Raw genomic sequence first — 16,049 nt, forward strand, 5'->3', positions numbered from 1 at the left:
CCGCTGCAGCAAATGGCAGGTAAGCTCCCAACTTGAACGAAAAAACGACGCGGATGCTGCGTCAACCAACGCCTGGCCTTTAATGGACGCCAGGAAACCCAGCCCAGAGGCATTTATGAGTAACAACCTCGACCAGCTCACCGATTGGTTGAAAGACCACAAGATCACAGAAGTCGAATGCATGATTGGCGACCTCACCGGTATCACCCGAGGCAAGATCTCGCCGACCAACAAGTTCATCGCCGAAAAAGGCATGCGCCTGCCCGAGAGCGTGCTGTTGCAGACCGTGACCGGCGACTATGTCGAAGACGACATCTATTACGAACTGCTCGACCCGGCCGACATCGACATGATTTGCCGCCCCGACCAGAACGCCGTGTTCCTGGTGCCCTGGGCCATCGAGCCCACCGCCCAGGTGATCCACGACACCTACGACAAGCAAGGCAACCCCATCGAGCTGTCGCCGCGCAACGTGCTCAAGAAAGTCCTCAAGCTCTACGCCGACAAAGGCTGGCAGCCCATCGTGGCGCCGGAGATGGAGTTCTACCTGACCAAGCGCTGCGAAGACCCGGACTTCCCGCTGCAACCGCCGATTGGCCGTTCCGGGCGCCCGGAGACCGGCCGCCAGTCGTTCTCCATCGAAGCGGCCAACGAATTCGACCCGCTGTTCGAAGACGTCTACGACTGGTGCGAACTGCAGGAGCTGGACCTCGACACGCTGATCCACGAAGACGGCACCGCGCAGATGGAAATCAACTTCCGTCACGGCGACGCGCTGTCCCTGGCCGACCAGATCCTCGTGTTCAAGCGCACCATGCGCGAAGCCGCGCTCAAGCACAACGTGGCCGCCACCTTCATGGCCAAGCCGATGACCGGCGAGCCGGGCAGCGCGATGCACCTGCACCAGAGCATCATCGACATCGCCACCGGCAAGAACGTCTTCTCCAACGAAGACGGGACCATGAGCCAGCTGTTCCTCAATCACATCGGCGGCCTGCAGAAATTCATCCCCGAACTGCTGCCGCTGTTTGCGCCCAACGTGAACTCGTTCCGCCGCTTCCTGCCCGACACCTCGGCGCCGGTGAACGTGGAGTGGGGCGAAGAGAACCGCACCGTCGGCCTGCGCGTGCCGGATGCCGGCCCGCAGAACCGCCGTGTCGAAAACCGCCTGCCGGGCGCCGACGCCAACCCGTACCTGGCGATTGCCGCCAGCCTGCTGTGTGGCTACATCGGCATGGTCGAGCAGCACAACCCCAGCGCGCCAGTGGTGGGCCGAGGCTACGAGCGACGCAACCTGCGCCTGCCGTTGACCATCGAAGACGCCCTGGAACGCATGGAAAACAGCAAGACCATCGAGAAATACCTCGGGCAGAAATTCATCACCGGCTACGTCGCCGTCAAGCGGGCCGAGCATGAAAACTTCAAGCGCGTGATCAGTTCGTGGGAGCGGGAATTCCTGCTCTTCGCCGTCTGATGCGCCGGGCGCGCTGCGCACACGGCGCGCCCTTCACCGAACCAGGAGACCCGTATGTCCAGCAACAACCCGCAAACCCGTGAATGGCAAGCCTTGAGCAACGATCACCACCTGGCGCCGTTCAGCGACTTCAAGCAATTGAAAGAGAAAGGCCCGAGGATCATCACCAGGGCCCACGGCGTTTACCTGTGGGACAGCGAAGGCAACAAGATCCTCGACGGCATGGCCGGCCTGTGGTGCGTGGCCATCGGCTACGGTCGCGATGAGCTGGCCGACGCCGCCGCCAAACAGATGAAAGAACTGCCCTACTACAACCTGTTCTTCCAGACCGCCCACCCGCCGGCCCTGGAGTTGGCCAAGGCCATCGCCGATGTCGCGCCCGCCGGCATGAATCACGTGTTCTTCGCCGGCTCCGGCTCCGAAGGCAACGACACCATGTTGCGCATGGTCCGCCACTACTGGGCGATCAAGGGCCAGCCGAACAAGAAAACCATCATCAGCCGCAGGAATGGCTATCACGGCTCCACCGTGGCCGGCGCCAGCCTGGGCGGCATGACCTATATGCACGAGCAGGGCGACCTGCCGATCCCTGGCATTACCCACATCGCCCAACCGTACTGGTTTGGCGAAGGCGGCGACATGAGCCCGGAAGAATTCGGCGTGTGGGCCGCCGACCAGCTGGAAGCCAGGATCCTGGAACTGGGCGTGGACAACGTCGGCGCCTTTATTGCCGAGCCGATTCAGGGCGCCGGTGGCGTGATCGTGCCGCCTGCCACCTACTGGCCGCGCATCAAGGACATTCTGGCGAAGTACGACATTCTGTTTGTCGCCGACGAAGTGATCTGCGGCTTCGGCCGAACCGGTGAGTGGTTCGGCAGCGATTTCTACGGGCTCAAGCCGCACATGATGACCATCGCCAAGGGCCTGACCTCGGGCTACATCCCCATGGGCGGGCTGATCGTGCACGATGACGTGGTGGCCGTGCTCAATGAAGGCGGCGATTTCAACCACGGCTTCACCTACTCCGGGCATCCGGTGGCGGCGGCGGTGGCGCTGGAAAACATCCGTATCCTGCGCGACGAGAACATCATCCAGCGTGTACAGGATGAAGCGGCACCGTATTTGCAGAAACGTCTGCGCGAGCTGGCGGATCATCCGTTGGTGGGCGAAGTACGCGGTGTTGGCTTGCTGGGTGCGATTGAGCTGGTGCAGGACAAGGCCACGCGCAAGCGTTATGAAGGCCGTGGCGCCGGCATGATCTGTCGTAACTTTTGCTTCAACAACGGCCTGATCATGCGTGCCGTGGGCGATACCATGATCATTTCGCCACCGCTTGTGATCAGCCACGCGGAAATTGATGAGCTGGTGACCAAGGCGCGTACCTGCCTGGACCTGACCTTGGCCCAATTGCAGGGCTAAGTGCTAGTCTCAGCACGCATCAAATAACGCAGGCTGTGGCTAATAAAGAAAAAATCGGAGCATCACCATAATGAAGGCATCAGGTTTGAAAAACGCTGGCAAGACCCTCCTCGCCTTGTCCCTGATGGGCGCAATGACGGGCGCGGCCCAGGCAGACAGTAAAGTGCTGCACGTGTACAACTGGTCCGACTACATTGCACCGGACACCATCGCCAACTTTGAAAAAGAGTCGGGCATCAAAGTGGTGTACGACGTGTTCGACAGCAACGAAACCCTGGAAGCCAAGTTGCTGGCGGGCAAGTCCGGCTACGACATCGTCGTGCCGTCGAACAACTTCCTCGCCAAGCAGATCAAGGCCGGTGTGTACCAGGAGCTGGACACGTCCAAGTTGCCCAACTACAGCAACCTGAACAAATCCCTGCTCAAGGCCGTGTCGGTCAGCGACCCGGGCAACAAGCACGCGTTCCCGTACATGTGGGGCTCCATCGGCATCGGCTACAACCCGGAGAAGGTCAAGGCTGCGCTGGGTGTGGACAAGATCGACTCGTGGGACGTGCTGCTCCAGCCCGAGAACATCGCCAAGCTCAAAAGCTGCGGCGTGAGCTTCCTCGATTCGCCAACCGAAATGCTGCCGATTGCCCTGCATTACCTGGGCCTGCCAACCGACAGCCAGAAGAAAGACGACCTCAAGCAAGCCGAAGCGCTGTTCCTGAAAATCCGTCCTTCGATCGGCTACTTCCACTCGTCCAAGTACATCTCCGACCTGGCCAACGGCAACATCTGCGTAGCCGTGGGTTACTCGGGTGACATCCAGCAGGCCAAGTCCCGCGCGGCCGAAGCCGGTGGCAAGGTCAAGGTGGCCTACGACATTCCCAAGGAAGGCGCCGGCAGCTTCTTCGACATGGTCGCCATTCCCAAGGATGCCGAAAACGTCGATGCCGCCTATAAGTTCATGAACTACCTGCTCAAGCCGGAAGTGATGGCGTCGATCACCAACAGCGTGCGTTTCCCGAACGGTAACGAGAAGGCTACCGCACTGGTCGATAAAGACATCACCAGTGACCCGGGCATCTACCCGCCAGCGGACGTGCAAGCCAAGCTGTACGCGATTGCCGACCTGCCGGCCGCTACCCAGCGCGAGATGACGCGCAGCTGGACCAAGATCAAGTCGGGCAAGTAAGCCCTGCTACCCGTGGGAGGGCACGAACGCCCTCCCGCACATCAATTAAATGAAAGAAAGTTTTGCCGGATCGGTTTATCGAAGGTAAGTTGCGCGCCGGTTTTGTTGCCGGGCAACAACTTCAGGGCCAACTATTGAAGAGGACCTCCACTTGCCAATTTCTTTATTTCGCAAAGCCTTGCTGGTGGGTGCAGGTATCACGCTGGCTGTCAGCGTGCAGGCTGCACCGACGGTGCATATTTATAACTGGTCGGACTACATCGGCCCTGACACCTTGGCCAACTTCGAAAAGGCCACCGGCATCAAGCCCGTGTACGACGTGTTTGATTCCAACGAAACCCTGGAAGGCAAGTTGCTGGCCGGGCGCACCGGCTACGACGTGGTGGTGCCGTCCAACCACTTTCTCGGCAAGCAGATCAAGGCCGGGGCGTTTCAGAAGCTCGACAAGTCATTGCTGAGTAACTATTCCAACCTTGACCCGGCGTTGCTCAAGCGTCTGGAAAAGAACGATCCGGGTAACCAGTATTCTGTGCCGTACCTGTGGGGCACCAACGGCATCGGCTACAACGTCGATAAAGTGAAAGAGGTGCTGGGCGTCGACCATATCGACTCCTGGGCGGTGCTGTTCGAACCGGAAAACATGAAGAAGCTCGCCAGCTGCGGCGTGTCGTTCATGGACTCGGCCGATGAGATGCTGCCGGCGGTGCTCAATTACATGGGCCTGGATCCCAACAGCACCAACCCGGCCGACTACAAGAAGGCCGAAGAGAAGCTGCTCAAAGTGCGGCCCTACGTGACCTACTTCCATTCCTCCAAATACATTTCGGACCTGGCCAACGGCAATATCTGCGTGGCGGCCGGTTTCTCCGGCGATGTGTTCCAGGCCAAGGCCCGTGCGGCCGAGGCAGGCAAGGGCGTGAACATCGCCTACGCGATTCCCAAGGAAGGCGGCAATCTGTGGTTCGACGTGCTGGCGATTCCCAAGGACGCCACCAACGTCAAGGAAGCCCACGCCTTCATCAACTATTTGCTGCAACCTGAGGTGATCGCCCAGGTCAGTGATTACGTCGGTTACGCCAACCCTAACCCGGGGTCGGACACACTGATGGAGCAATCGATACGCACCGACGCAGCGGTATACCCACCGCAGGCGGTTCTCGACCGGACATTCGTCAACTTCGAGCTACCCCCGAAGGTGCAACGCTTGATGACCCGTAGCTGGACCAAGGTCAAGACGGGCAAGTAGCGCTCAACCTATCCAGGGTTCGCCCGCATTGGGCGAACTGCACTCTTTTTTTGGGAGTTTCGTAAATGGCTGTTGCCTCCGGCGCCTACAAGAAAGCCCTCGAGGGCGACCAGACACCGAAGAAGGTGCTGGTCAAAATCGACCGGGTCACGAAGAAGTTCGACGAGACGATTGCCGTGGACGATGTGTCCCTGGAAATCAAGAAAGGCGAGATCTTTGCCCTGCTCGGTGGTTCGGGATCGGGCAAGTCCACCCTGCTGCGCATGCTCGCAGGTTTCGAGCGCCCGACCGAAGGCCGCATCTACCTCGACGGTGTGGACATCACCGACATGCCGCCCTACGAGCGGCCGATCAACATGATGTTCCAGTCCTACGCGCTGTTCCCGCACATGACCGTGGCGCAGAACATCGCCTTCGGCCTGCAGCAGGACAAGATCCCCAAGGCCGAAGTCGACGCCCGCGTGGCCGAGATGCTCAAGCTGGTGCAGATGAGCCAGTACGCCAAGCGCAAGCCGCACCAGTTGTCCGGCGGTCAGCGCCAGCGCGTGGCCCTGGCCCGTTCCCTGGCCAAGCGCCCGAAACTGCTGCTGCTCGATGAGCCGATGGGCGCGCTGGACAAGAAACTGCGCTCGCAGATGCAGCTCGAGCTGGTGGAGATCATCGAGCGCGTCGGCGTGACCTGCGTGATGGTCACCCACGACCAGGAAGAGGCCATGACCATGGCCGAGCGCATCGCGATCATGCACCTGGGCTGGATCGCGCAGATCGGCAGCCCGATCGATATCTACGAGACGCCGACCAGCCGTCTGGTGTGCGAATTCATCGGTAACGTCAACATCTTCGAAACCCAGGTGGTGGACGACGCCGAAGGTCACGCGGTGCTCAAGTGCCCGGACCTGGACCGCGACATCTACGTGGGCTACGGCATCGCCACTGCGGTGGAAGACAAGTCGGTGACCTACGCCATCCGCCCGGAAAAACTGTTGGTCACCTCAGAGATGCCGACCTGCGAACACAACTGGTCCAGCGGCAAGGTCCACGATATCGCCTACCTGGGCGGTCACTCGGTGTTCTACGTGGAGCTGCCGAGCGGCAAGCTGGTGCAGTCCTTCGTCGCCAACGCCGAGCGCCGTGGTCAGCGCCCTACCTGGGGTGATCAGGTGTACGTGTGGTGGGAAGACGACAGCGGCGTGGTACTGCGCTCATGAACACAAAAAAACTCAAGCGGCGCTTGAACCGCCTCGTCCCCAGTGGCAAGCAGGTGGTCATCGGGATTCCGTTCCTGTGGCTGTTCCTGTTTTTCGCACTGCCGTTTTTCATCGTGTTGAAAATCAGCTTTGCCGAAGCCGATGTGGCGATCCCGCCGTACACCGAGATCTACACCTACGTTGAGCAGAAGCTGCAAGTGGTGCTGAACCTGGCCAACTACAGCTTGCTGGCGGGGGATGAGCTGTACATCGCCGCTTACCTCGGCTCGCTGAAAATGGCGTTTTTCAGCACGCTGCTGTGCCTGCTGGTCGGTTACCCGATGGCCTACGCCATCGCCACCGCGCGCAAAGAGATGCAGACCGTGCTGGTGCTGCTGATCATGATGCCGACCTGGACCGCGATCCTGATCCGCGTGTATGCGTGGATGGGCATCCTCAGCAACAACGGTCTGCTCAATGGCTTCCTGATGTCCATGGGGCTGATCAGCGAGCCGCTGCAGATCCTCAACACCAACATTGCGGTGTATATCGGCGTGGTCTATTCGTACCTGCCGTTCATGATCCTGCCGCTGTACGCCAACCTGGTTAAGCACGATCAGAGCCTGCTGGAAGCCGCATCCGATCTGGGTTCGAGCACCTTCAACAGCTTCTGGAAAATCACCGTGCCGCTGTCCAAGAACGGCATCATTGCCGGTTGCATGCTGGTGTTTATCCCGGTGGTGGGCGAGTTCGTGATCCCCGAACTGCTCGGCGGCCCGGAAACCCTGATGATCGGTAAAGTGCTGTGGCAGGAATTCTTCAATAACCGTGACTGGCCGGTGGCGTCCGCCCTGGCGGTGGTGATGCTGGCGATCCTGATCGTGCCGATCATCCTGTTCAACCGCAGCCAGGCCAAAGAGCTGGAGGGCAAGATATGAAACGCTTTCGTTTCTCCAGCTTCATGCTGGTCGCAGGCTTGTTGTTCATCTACTTGCCGATGCTGATCCTGGTGATCTACTCGTTCAACGAATCCAAGCTGGTGACGGTGTGGGGCGGTTGGTCGATCAAGTGGTACGTGGGCCTGCTGGACAACACCCAGTTGATGGGCTCGGTGGCGCGCTCGCTGGAAATCGCCTGCTACACGGCGGTGGCGGCAGTGGCGCTGGGTACGCTGGCGGCCTTCGTGCTGACACGCATCAGCCAGTTCAAGGGCCGCACGCTGTTCGGCGGCCTGGTCACCGCGCCGCTGGTGATGCCCGAAGTGATCACCGGTCTGTCGTTGTTGCTGCTGTTCGTGGCGATGGCGCAACTGATCGGCTGGCCTCAGGAGCGTGGCATCGTCACCATCTGGATCGCCCACACCACCTTCTGTGCGGCGTACGTGGCGGTGGTGGTGTCGGCGCGCCTGCGTGAGCTGGACCTGTCGATTGAAGAAGCGGCGATGGACCTGGGCGCACGGCCGTGGAAGGTGTTCTTCCTGATCACCATCCCGATGATCGCGCCGTCGCTGGCGGCGGGCGGCATGATGTCGTTTGCGCTGTCGCTGGACGACCTCGTGCTGGCCAGCTTCGTGTCGGGGCCGGGTTCGACCACCTTGCCGATGGAAGTGTTTTCGGCGGTGCGCCTGGGGGTAAAACCCGAGATCAACGCCGTGGCGAGTCTGATTCTGTTGGCGGTGTCGCTGGTGACGTTTCTGGTGTGGTTCTTCAGTCGGCGTGCCGAAGAGCATCGCAAGAAGGCGATCCAGCAAGCCATCGAAGAAGCGGCGGCGGAGGGCTGGCAGCAGCCAGACAAGCGTCGCGCGCCGGCTCCGATTTAACGTGTGGGAGGGGGCTTGCTCCCGATTGCAGGGTGTCAGTCAATTGAAGTGAGAGACTGACCCACTGCTATCGGGAGCAAGCCCCCTGGTTGTATGTGTTGGCCAATTTAACCGGGGATTTGACCCTCTTTGAGGCACCGGTTTGAGAGTACCCCTCGACCAATGCCTATCGCGCTGGCAGCAGCTTGAGCGTGCCGCGCGTGTTGGCGGTGACTTCCTCGTCGGTGAAGTGCGCCTGTTCGTAACCGCCCTCGATGTAGGTTTGTGCCTGGTCGCTGTAATGCGCGTCGAACGGCACGCCGCTTTGCCCGACCGGGTTGATGGTGAGGGCGTGGGCGGCGTCGGCGAAGTCGATCAGGCGTCGGGTGGAGGGGCCGTAGGTGACGGGCCAGGGCGCCGGGCCGATATTGGCTGACTGGTTGTTCGGTACTTCGTGGGTGCCGGGCGCCGCGAACGGGCCGACGTTGACGATCTGGTCCAGCGGCTTTTGCGAGCCCAGCGGATGGCCGTGGGTCAAGGTGTGCGCCTTGCCCCATTGCCACTGCGTCGGGTCGTCGCCGAATGTAGCCTTGAGATGGCTCAGGCTGTTGTCCCACGCGCGCTTGACGGTGTCGGCGCGCTGGCCGTCCCACCAGGGCGAGTCCGCGGACGCAGCCAGGCGTGGCAGCGCGGCGTCGATCACGCGGGTGCTGAGCAGGGTCTTGAACAGTGCGTCGCCGAGTTTGGGGTGGAAGGCCGCCTCGGCCAGGTTGAACAGAAACTGGTTGAACAGCGTGGCGCTGGTGGAATCGAGCGGGTAATCGCCTTTCCACGCCGCCAGTTGTTCCACCAGCTGCAACTGGGCCGGGTCCTTGACCACCTCGCGCAGCACCGGCAACAGCGGCGCCAGCAGGCGCGGGCCGAACGCCGTGGTGGTGCCCAGTTGCAGAGCCTGGCTGTTGGTGACGTTCCACTTCACGCTGTTGTCGCTCAGCTGCGCATTCAACTGCTGGCCACGGTCGGGCAGGTTGTAATAACCAGGGATTTCCATCCCCGTGGGCGATACCGGCTGGGCATTGGCGGACACCACGTAACCCCGCGCCGGGTTCTCTTCCTGCGGGTTGGCGCTGAACGGGTAGAAGCCCAATTTGTCGCCTTCCTGTGTGCTGCCGTCGAGGATCATCCCGGCATTCACGCCCGGCGGCCGCATCGGCAATTGCGCCGCCGCCCACCAGCCGATGTCGCCCTTGGCATTGGCCCACACGATGTTCAGACCCGGCGCCGACACTTTGGAAGACGCCGCGCGCGCCTTGGCCAGGGTGTCGGCGCGGTTGAGTTCGTAGAAGCCTTCGAGGCTGCGGTTGTCGGTGTCGAGAAACGCCCACCACATGGCAATCGGCGTGGTGCCGCTGTTGTCGCCGAGCACACTGTTGATGATCGGGCCGTGGGGCGAGCGGTGCAGGGTGAGGGTGACCGGCTCCTGGCCCTTGACTGCAATCTGCTGTTCGCTGCGGGTCATGTCGACCCATTGGCCGTGGTACCAGACCTGGTTGGGGTTGTCCGGGTTGGTCTTCTCGGCGATCAGGTCGAGGTCATCGTTCTGGAACATGGTCAGGCTCCAGCCGAAGTCCAGGTTGTGCCCCAGAAACGCCATCGGCGACAACGCGTTGTGGTAGCCGTACAGCTCAAAGCCCGGCGCCGACAGCTGCGCCTCGTACCACACCGCCGGCACCGAAAAACGAATATGCGGGTCGCCCGCCAGCAACGGCTTGCCGCTCTGGGTGCGGCTGCCACTGATGGCCCAGGCGTTGCTGCCTTCGAACTGCGGCAAACCGTTGTCAGCCAGGGCCTGATCGCTCAACCGGGCAAGGGCGCCGAGGTGTTGCCAGTCGCTGTCTGCCAGGTTCAGGGCGCCCCTGGGTTGCCAGTCGAGGTCGAAGACCTTCAGGTAGTCGCTGCCCAACCGGTCGTGGATATAGGTCAGCAACGGTTCGGTACGAAACGCGGCGGCAAAGCTGTAGGCCATGTACCCGGCAACGCTGACGCTGTCCTCGGCGGTGAACGACCGCTTGGTAATGCCCAGCATGTCGAACTCCAGGGGGCTGGGGTGGCCGGCCTGATACTGGTTGATGCCGTCGAGGTAGGCTTGCAGGGCTTTCCAGGTCGCGGACTCGTGGTCCATGTGCGCCACGTAGTCAGCGGCGCGCTCGCGAATGCGCAGGCTGCGAAACAGCTTGTCGGTCTCCAGCAGTTTGGGCCCCAGCACCTCGGCCAGTTCGCCACGGGCCAGGCGCCGCATCATCTCCATCTGGAACAGCCGGTCCTGGGCCTGCACATAGCCGAGGGCGCGATACAGATCGGCCTCGTTGCCGGCGCGAATGTGCGGCACGCCACGCTCGTCATAGCGCACCGTGACCGAGCCTTGCAGGTTGGCCAGCGTCTGCGTGCCCTGGCGGGTCGGCTGTTTGCTGTAGACATAGCCGCCAACGCCGGCCATGACGGCGACAATCAGCAGGGCAAGCACGATCAGGCTGCGTTTCATGGACGGTCCTTGGTCAGTCGCCTTCAAAGGTCATCGAAGTCTAATGGGTTTGGCGATGAAATGCCGATTGCCGCCTCGACAGCCGAGGTTCAAGTGGCCCGCCCCCCGCTGGGGCACTATGGCGCGGGATACTTTCGAGCTTTTTTGCCATGACCTGCGCCCTGCAACCGTTGCCCGCCCCGCTGCGTCCCGAGGTTGCCTATACCGGCTGCCTGGAAGCGCCCTCGCTGATTGCAGGTTTTTTGCGGCACCCGCCGGTGGGGTTTGACGCACGGGTTTCCCATCAGGGCCTGCCGTATTTCTTCACCCCCTTCGACCTGCTGACCACCGCCGACGACGCCTTCGTGGAACGTGTGCGCGGCTGGCCAGGCTACGGGCTCTGGCATGCCTGGCTGCGGATCGACAGCTGCTTTGTGGGCACCACCGTCAGCGAATATGCGCCGTTCCCCCAGGGCGTGTCGCCCCAGGACCTTGCCCAGTGGCTGCAACATGAATGCGCGCCGCAACGTGCGCTCACCATCGTCAAGGACGTGCCGTGCAACTCGCCGCTGCTGAGCGAGGCCGACAACCACTACGCGCAAGCCCTGATCAATGAGTGCACACGTCGCGGCTTCATCAGCCTGGAAGGCCAGGCGCTGGCGTATGTGCCGATCAACTTCAGCGGCGTCGACGACTACCTCGCGCGTCTGTCCCACAGCCGTCGCCGCAATATCCGGCGCAAACTGCGCAGCCGTGAGGCGCTGCACATCGAAGTGCTGCAAACCGGCGACGCGCGCTTCAACGACGACGCCTGGCTGGCGCGCCTCTACGGGCTGTACCGCGCGGTATACGACCAGAGCGAGATCCATTTTGACCTGCTCACCCCGGCGTTCTTTACCGAACTGCTGCGCGATGCTCACAGCCAGGGGCGTGTGTTCTGTTACTGGCACTGCGACGAACTGGTCGGCTACAACCTGTGCTACGTGCAGGACGGCAAGCTGCTCGACAAGTACATCGGCCTCAACTACCCGCTGGCGCTGGACTTCAACCTGTACGTGGTCAGCTGGTTCGTGAACCTGGAATACGCCATTGCCCAGGGCCTGGATTTTTACGTGGCGGGCTGGACCGACCCTGAGGTCAAGGCCAGCCTCGGCGCCAGCTTCACCTTCACCCGCCATCTGGTGTGGGTGCGCAACCCGCTGCTGCGCAAGCTGGGCAACCGCTGGCGTCATCACTTTGAAAGCGACACCCAATGGCATCAGGAGCACACATCATGACGGCCCTGACACCGCTGATCCTCGATTTTGACGGGGCCGTGAGTGACATTCCCGGTGCGGTGCACCTGCCGTTACAGGCCTGGCAGGAAACCATCCGCTTTGGCTGTCGCTGGAAGCAATTCCACGCGCTGGAAAAAGCCCTGGATGCGCGAATGCCCGACGAGCATGGCTGTGTGTTCACTGGCAGCGGCGACTATCACCACCTCAGTCATCTGCTGCTCAAGCGCCTGCCCACGCAGCAGAAATTCCAGTTGATCATCTGCGACAACCACCCCGACAACATGCGCTACCCGTTCGGCATCCACTGCGGTTCATGGGTCTACTGGGCCAGCCGTCTGCCGCAGGTCGAGCATGTGCATGTGCTGGGTATCGGCTCGCAGGACATTGGCCTGGGCCACGCCTGGGAAAATCACTGGTCGCCGCTGCTCAAGGGCAAGCTGACTTACTGGAACGTCAACGTCGATACGCGCTGGATGAAGTGGGTGGGCTGTGGCCGCGGCAATCGCGCCTTCAGCCATGCCGATGCGCTGATGAGCGCGTTTCTGGCGCAGTTTGATCGAGCGCTGCCGGTGTACCTGTCCATCGACAAGGACGTGCTGAGCCCGGACGTGGTGAACACCAATTGGGATCAGGGTGAGTTTCTGGAGCATCACCTGGCGGCATTGATCGACGCCTGTCAGGGCCGGGTTATCGGCGCCGATATTACTGGCGACGTGTCCGAATACCATTATCAGGGTGCGTTCAAGCGTTGGTTGAGTGCGTCGGACGGTCAGGTGGCGCTACCGCCGGATCAGGTGCGGATCTGGCAGCAGCAACAGAACGCGCTGAACGCGCGGCTGGTCAGGCAGATTCATCAAGGTTGGGCTGCCAGGTAGCGCCTTTTTTCTCGGGGCTTTCCTGGCGCGCCAGGCACAGAATGCCCGCCACGATCAGCAGGCCGCCGATGACCTTGGGAATTGTCAGCGTGTCGTTGAACAGCCACACCGACACCAGCGTCACGCTGATCAGCTCCAGATAGGACGCCGCGAACGCCGGGCCGATGGGCGCGTGTTTCATCAAGGTCATCCAGGTGAAGAACGCACCGATATAGCCGACGAACGCGCCGTAGATCCAGGGGTGGCCAAACACGCGGACCAGCCAGGCCACATCCATCGCCAGGGGTTCGGCGTGGATCGAGGCGTACTTGAAACTGACCTGGGCCAGGGTGTCGAAAAAGATCAGCGAGAGAAAACCAAGGATATAAAAACGTTTCATCAACCGAACCCCACAACGACAGTGCCCAGGGCGATCAGCAGGATGCCGATCAAGCGCCATTTGGTCAGGCTTTCCTTGAACCACAGGCGGCCGGCAATCATGATCACCACGATATTGAACGAGCCCAGCATCACCGCCACCGACAACGGCACCAGCGACAGAAAGGCCAGCCACAGCACGAACTCGATCACGTAGAGGCCGATGCCGATCCAGAACCAGTGGCGCGCCAGCATGTGGCGCCAGTGGGCCATGCCGGAAAATTCCGCACTGTTGGTGGCGGCGGCCTTGAAGGCCAGTTGGCCGGACGTATCAACGATGACGTTGAGAATCCAGAGGATGAAAGTCAGTTGGCTCATGGGGTCTGTGCGGTGGTCTGGGAGCGGCCAACATACCGCAGCCGGACGTCGCGGTTTTCGAAGTTCGCCGGCGCAACAGCCTACGTTCAGGTTGCCTGTTCAGGGCGCAACACTGGCCGAACTCCACGAGCAATAGCAGCCCACCGCGAGGGTGTGGGTGGCGTTGACCTCGCGGCCGCCCTCCAGCGCCTGCAGGATCGGTTCGATAAAACTGTTACCGGCGTTGCACGTGAGCCCTTCGCTGTACGGCCCGAAGTAGGCGAGCTTGCCGCTGCGGTCCCAGATACCCACGGCCGGGCTGGCCGGCATTTGGTCGGCGCCGGGCAGCGCGTCGAGGGCTTTGAGCGCCAGCAGGTGGGCGGGCAACTGGCCGGCGAACAGGGCGGAACGGTAGGGCTGTCGCATTCGGATCGATCCTCAAGGGTCGCGTAGCTTGCCATGCCTGCCTCGACAGATGAATATCGCAGCTCGATCTTCATCTTCACCGTGAGTCTGGAACCCTTTATGCCTGTCACCTTTGACCCCGATCACCTGCGCGCGAGTCTGCGCCCGTTGGTGGATGCGCAACCGCTGTCAGCCGAGGCGCGGGTGTACCAGCGCTTCTACGGGCTCGACTTGCCTTCGCGCAAGGTGGTGAGCCGTCTGGGGCGCTTCGAGGTGGACGGGTTCGAGGTGGTGGCGCAGGTATGGTGGCCGCCGGTGCCGGTGGCGACGATGTTTCTGTTTCATGGCTTCTATGACCACATGGGGCTGTATCGGCATGTGGTGGACTGGGCGCTGGAACAGGGTTTTGTAGTAATCGCCTGCGATCTGCCCGGGCACGGTCTGTCCAGCGGCACGCGCGCCAGCATCGATGATTTCGCGGTGTATCAGCACGTGGTGCATGGGTTGTTCGAGCAGGCCCGCGCGTTGCACGTGCCGCAGCCCTGGCACCTGTTCGGGCAAAGCACCGGCGGCGCGGTGGTGGTGGACCACTTGCTCAGCCACGGCGCCGACAGCCCGGCCCAGGGCAAGGTCCTGCTGCTGTCCCCGTTGGTGCGTCCGCGTGCCTGGGGCTGGTCGCAGCTCAGCTATTACCTGCTGCGGCCATTCGTCAAAGGCATCGCGCGGCGGTTCAGCGAAAACACCCACGACCCCGAATTCAAACCGTTTCTTGAAGCCGATCCGCTGCAACCCCGGCAACTGCCTACCGCCTGGGTGGGGGCGCTGGTGCAATGGATCAAGCGCATCGAAGCGGCGCCACGCAGCGCAAGGCGAGTGGTGATTGTGCAGGGCGAGGAGGACATGACGGTGGACTGGCAGCACAATCTGCAGGTGCTGCGCAGCAAGTTCGAACAACCCGAGGTGCTGATGCTGCCCAGGGGCAGGCATCACCTGGCCAATGAGATTGCGCCGATTCGCGACGAGTACTTCCGTTATTTGACGGACCACCTGAAGTAATCCAGGTTGCAATGTGGGAGGGGGCTTGCACCCTCCCACATTTTTTATGGTGCCAGGCTTGAAGTGCTTTGGCCCACCGCCAGTCCTGCCCGGATCGCCGCCAGCGCCGCCTGGTAATACGCCTTGCCCTGCGGCGACTCTGCAAAGGTCGCGAATTCCTCCAGCTCCGGGTCGGACAAATCCCGATAGACGTACAGCAAGGTGTTGTTCAGGTCCTTGTCGATCTGCTGCATCAGCCGTTCGCGTTGCCCGTTCAACATGCCCTGGGCCTGACCGCCGCCGAGCAAGCCGGGGATCATCTGGCTCAGGCTGTCGGCCGCCACGCCGGCAATCGCCAGGCTGACTTCCGCGCCGGCTTCACGGGCGGGCAACGCCTGGGCCAGGTGGCCGATGATCAGGCTGCGGGTGGCGTCGGCCTGGATTTTCGGCAGGCCCTGGGCGTTTTTCGCCAGTTGGTCGCGGCGCGTGGCCAGCAACTCGGCGGCGACGATCTTGCGGCCCAGCGGCGACTGGAAAAAACTCAGCGCCGGTTGCGGGTCGGCCAAGTGCTTGCGCAGCTGCGCCTCGGCCCGCTGGTCCATGGCCTGGGCGGCGAAGCGTTTGTTGCTGTTGTCCACCAGCGCCTGATACACCGCCGGCGGCAGGCTGTTGCGATAGCGCTGCTGGGCGGCGCTGAGGGCGTCATTGAAATGCGCACGTTGTTCGGCCCAGCCGGCGACCTTGTACAACTGGTCATGGCCGTCTGCCCAGGCGGGCAACACGCAGAACATCAGCAAGGAAAAAAACAAACGACGCATAAGGACTCCTGTCAGTCGGCCACTATTGTCCGTGTCGGGCGTAGGATTTGTCGAGAAGTCCTATCAGTCACCTGACTAAAGTGTATTCAGTCGCTCGACG

Annotated in this window: 14 protein-coding genes and 1 pseudogene; 10 read left to right on the forward strand and 5 right to left on the reverse strand. The window is 61.8% G+C overall.

Features of this window, described 5'->3' with window-relative positions:
- The first annotated feature begins 115 nt into the window (after positions 1-115).
- From TU79_RS01955 to TU79_RS01985, 7 genes are all read left to right on the forward strand, one after another.
- The gene (locus TU79_RS01955) at positions 116-1,474 is read left to right on the forward strand and encodes a glutamine synthetase family protein (RefSeq protein WP_057006451.1); all 1,359 of its coding nucleotides are present in this window, start codon (positions 116-118) and stop codon (positions 1,472-1,474) included.
- A gap of 54 nt (positions 1,475-1,528) precedes the next feature.
- Positions 1,529-2,893 carry an aspartate aminotransferase family protein gene (locus TU79_RS01960; RefSeq protein WP_057006452.1) on the forward strand — a complete coding sequence of 455 codons (1,365 nt, stop codon included), beginning with the start codon at positions 1,529-1,531 and terminating at the stop codon, positions 2,891-2,893.
- Positions 2,894-2,978: 85 nt separating this feature from the next.
- Complete coding sequence (locus TU79_RS01965; protein WP_057006453.1) at positions 2,979-4,073, forward strand: polyamine ABC transporter substrate-binding protein; 1,095 nt, start codon at positions 2,979-2,981, stop codon at positions 4,071-4,073.
- A gap of 151 nt (positions 4,074-4,224) precedes the next feature.
- Positions 4,225-5,319 carry a polyamine ABC transporter substrate-binding protein gene (locus TU79_RS01970; protein WP_057006454.1) on the forward strand — a complete coding sequence of 365 codons (1,095 nt, stop codon included), beginning with the start codon at positions 4,225-4,227 and terminating at the stop codon, positions 5,317-5,319.
- A gap of 65 nt (positions 5,320-5,384) precedes the next feature.
- Positions 5,385-6,527, forward strand: coding sequence for an ABC transporter ATP-binding protein (locus TU79_RS01975; RefSeq protein ID WP_057006455.1), 1,143 nt, complete (start codon positions 5,385-5,387; stop codon positions 6,525-6,527).
- Positions 6,524-7,444, forward strand: coding sequence for an ABC transporter permease subunit (locus tag TU79_RS01980; RefSeq protein WP_057006456.1), 921 nt, complete (start codon positions 6,524-6,526; stop codon positions 7,442-7,444). Before TU79_RS01975 ends, TU79_RS01980 begins: the two co-directional genes overlap by 4 nt.
- A complete protein-coding gene (locus TU79_RS01985; RefSeq protein WP_057006457.1) occupies positions 7,441-8,325 on the forward strand; it encodes an ABC transporter permease subunit in 885 nt (294 codons plus the stop codon). Before TU79_RS01980 ends, TU79_RS01985 begins: the two co-directional genes overlap by 4 nt.
- A gap of 166 nt (positions 8,326-8,491) precedes the next feature.
- On the opposite strand, the gene TU79_RS01990 is transcribed toward TU79_RS01985, so the two are convergent.
- Entirely contained in the window at positions 8,492-10,846 is a 2,355-nt protein-coding gene (locus tag TU79_RS01990) for a penicillin acylase family protein (RefSeq protein WP_057006458.1), read from the reverse strand.
- A 149-nt stretch (positions 10,847-10,995) separates the two neighbouring features.
- On the opposite strand from TU79_RS01990, the gene TU79_RS01995 reads away from it, so the two are divergent.
- Entirely contained in the window at positions 10,996-12,102 is a 1,107-nt protein-coding gene (locus tag TU79_RS01995) for a GNAT family N-acetyltransferase (protein ID WP_082638327.1), read from the forward strand.
- Positions 12,099-12,977 carry a hypothetical protein gene (locus TU79_RS02000; protein WP_057006459.1) on the forward strand — a complete coding sequence of 293 codons (879 nt, stop codon included), beginning with the start codon at positions 12,099-12,101 and terminating at the stop codon, positions 12,975-12,977. Before TU79_RS01995 ends, TU79_RS02000 begins: the two co-directional genes overlap by 4 nt.
- Here TU79_RS02000 and TU79_RS02005 read toward each other — a convergent pair.
- From TU79_RS02005 to TU79_RS02015, 3 genes and pseudogenes are all read right to left on the reverse strand, one after another.
- Complete coding sequence (locus TU79_RS02005) at positions 12,943-13,356, reverse strand: DMT family transporter (RefSeq protein WP_057006460.1); 414 nt, start codon at positions 13,354-13,356, stop codon at positions 12,943-12,945. The genes TU79_RS02000 and TU79_RS02005 overlap by 35 nt on opposite strands.
- Positions 13,356-13,712: an EamA family transporter gene (locus TU79_RS02010; protein ID WP_057006461.1), complete on the reverse strand. Its 357-nt coding sequence runs from the start codon at positions 13,710-13,712 to the stop codon at positions 13,356-13,358. Before TU79_RS02010 ends, TU79_RS02005 begins: the two co-directional genes overlap by 1 nt.
- Before the next feature lie 99 nt (positions 13,713-13,811).
- Positions 13,812-14,084, reverse strand: a pseudogene (locus TU79_RS02015) (DUF6436 domain-containing protein); the annotation flags it as partial.
- A 132-nt stretch (positions 14,085-14,216) separates the two neighbouring features.
- Between TU79_RS02015 and bipL the strand changes: the two are divergent.
- Entirely contained in the window at positions 14,217-15,152 is a 936-nt protein-coding gene (gene bipL / locus TU79_RS02020; protein WP_057006715.1) for a phospholipase BipL, read from the forward strand.
- 44 nt (positions 15,153-15,196) lie between these two features.
- Here the strand turns inward: bipL and TU79_RS02025 are convergent, their stop codons facing one another.
- The gene (locus tag TU79_RS02025) at positions 15,197-15,949 is read right to left on the reverse strand and encodes a DUF2059 domain-containing protein (protein WP_057006462.1); all 753 of its coding nucleotides are present in this window, start codon (positions 15,947-15,949) and stop codon (positions 15,197-15,199) included.
- Positions 15,950-16,049 lie beyond the last annotated feature (100 nt).

The sequence above is a fragment of the Pseudomonas trivialis genome (genome assembly GCF_001439805.1).
GTDB classification, from domain to species: domain Bacteria; phylum Pseudomonadota; class Gammaproteobacteria; order Pseudomonadales; family Pseudomonadaceae; genus Aquipseudomonas; species Aquipseudomonas trivialis.

Coding starts and splice junctions, on each gene's coding strand:
- TU79_RS01955 (WP_057006451.1), top strand. CDS start 116: ATGAGTAACAACCTCGACCAGCTCACCGATTGGTTGAAAGACCACAAG.
- TU79_RS01960 (WP_057006452.1), top strand. CDS start 1,529: ATGTCCAGCAACAACCCGCAAACCCGTGAATGGCAAGCCTTGAGCAAC.
- TU79_RS01975 (WP_057006455.1), top strand. CDS start 5,385: ATGGCTGTTGCCTCCGGCGCCTACAAGAAAGCCCTCGAGGGCGACCAG.
- TU79_RS01980 (WP_057006456.1), top strand. CDS start 6,524: ATGAACACAAAAAAACTCAAGCGGCGCTTGAACCGCCTCGTCCCCAGT.
- TU79_RS01985 (WP_057006457.1), top strand. CDS start 7,441: ATGAAACGCTTTCGTTTCTCCAGCTTCATGCTGGTCGCAGGCTTGTTG.
- TU79_RS01990 (WP_057006458.1), bottom strand. CDS start 10,846: ATGAAACGCAGCCTGATCGTGCTTGCCCTGCTGATTGTCGCCGTCATG.
- TU79_RS01995 (WP_082638327.1), top strand. CDS start 10,996: ATGACCTGCGCCCTGCAACCGTTGCCCGCCCCGCTGCGTCCCGAGGTT.
- TU79_RS02000 (WP_057006459.1), top strand. CDS start 12,099: ATGACGGCCCTGACACCGCTGATCCTCGATTTTGACGGGGCCGTGAGT.
- TU79_RS02005 (WP_057006460.1), bottom strand. CDS start 13,356: ATGAAACGTTTTTATATCCTTGGTTTTCTCTCGCTGATCTTTTTCGAC.
- TU79_RS02010 (WP_057006461.1), bottom strand. CDS start 13,712: ATGAGCCAACTGACTTTCATCCTCTGGATTCTCAACGTCATCGTTGAT.
- bipL (WP_057006715.1), top strand. CDS start 14,217: ATGCCTGTCACCTTTGACCCCGATCACCTGCGCGCGAGTCTGCGCCCG.
- TU79_RS02025 (WP_057006462.1), bottom strand. CDS start 15,949: ATGCGTCGTTTGTTTTTTTCCTTGCTGATGTTCTGCGTGTTGCCCGCC.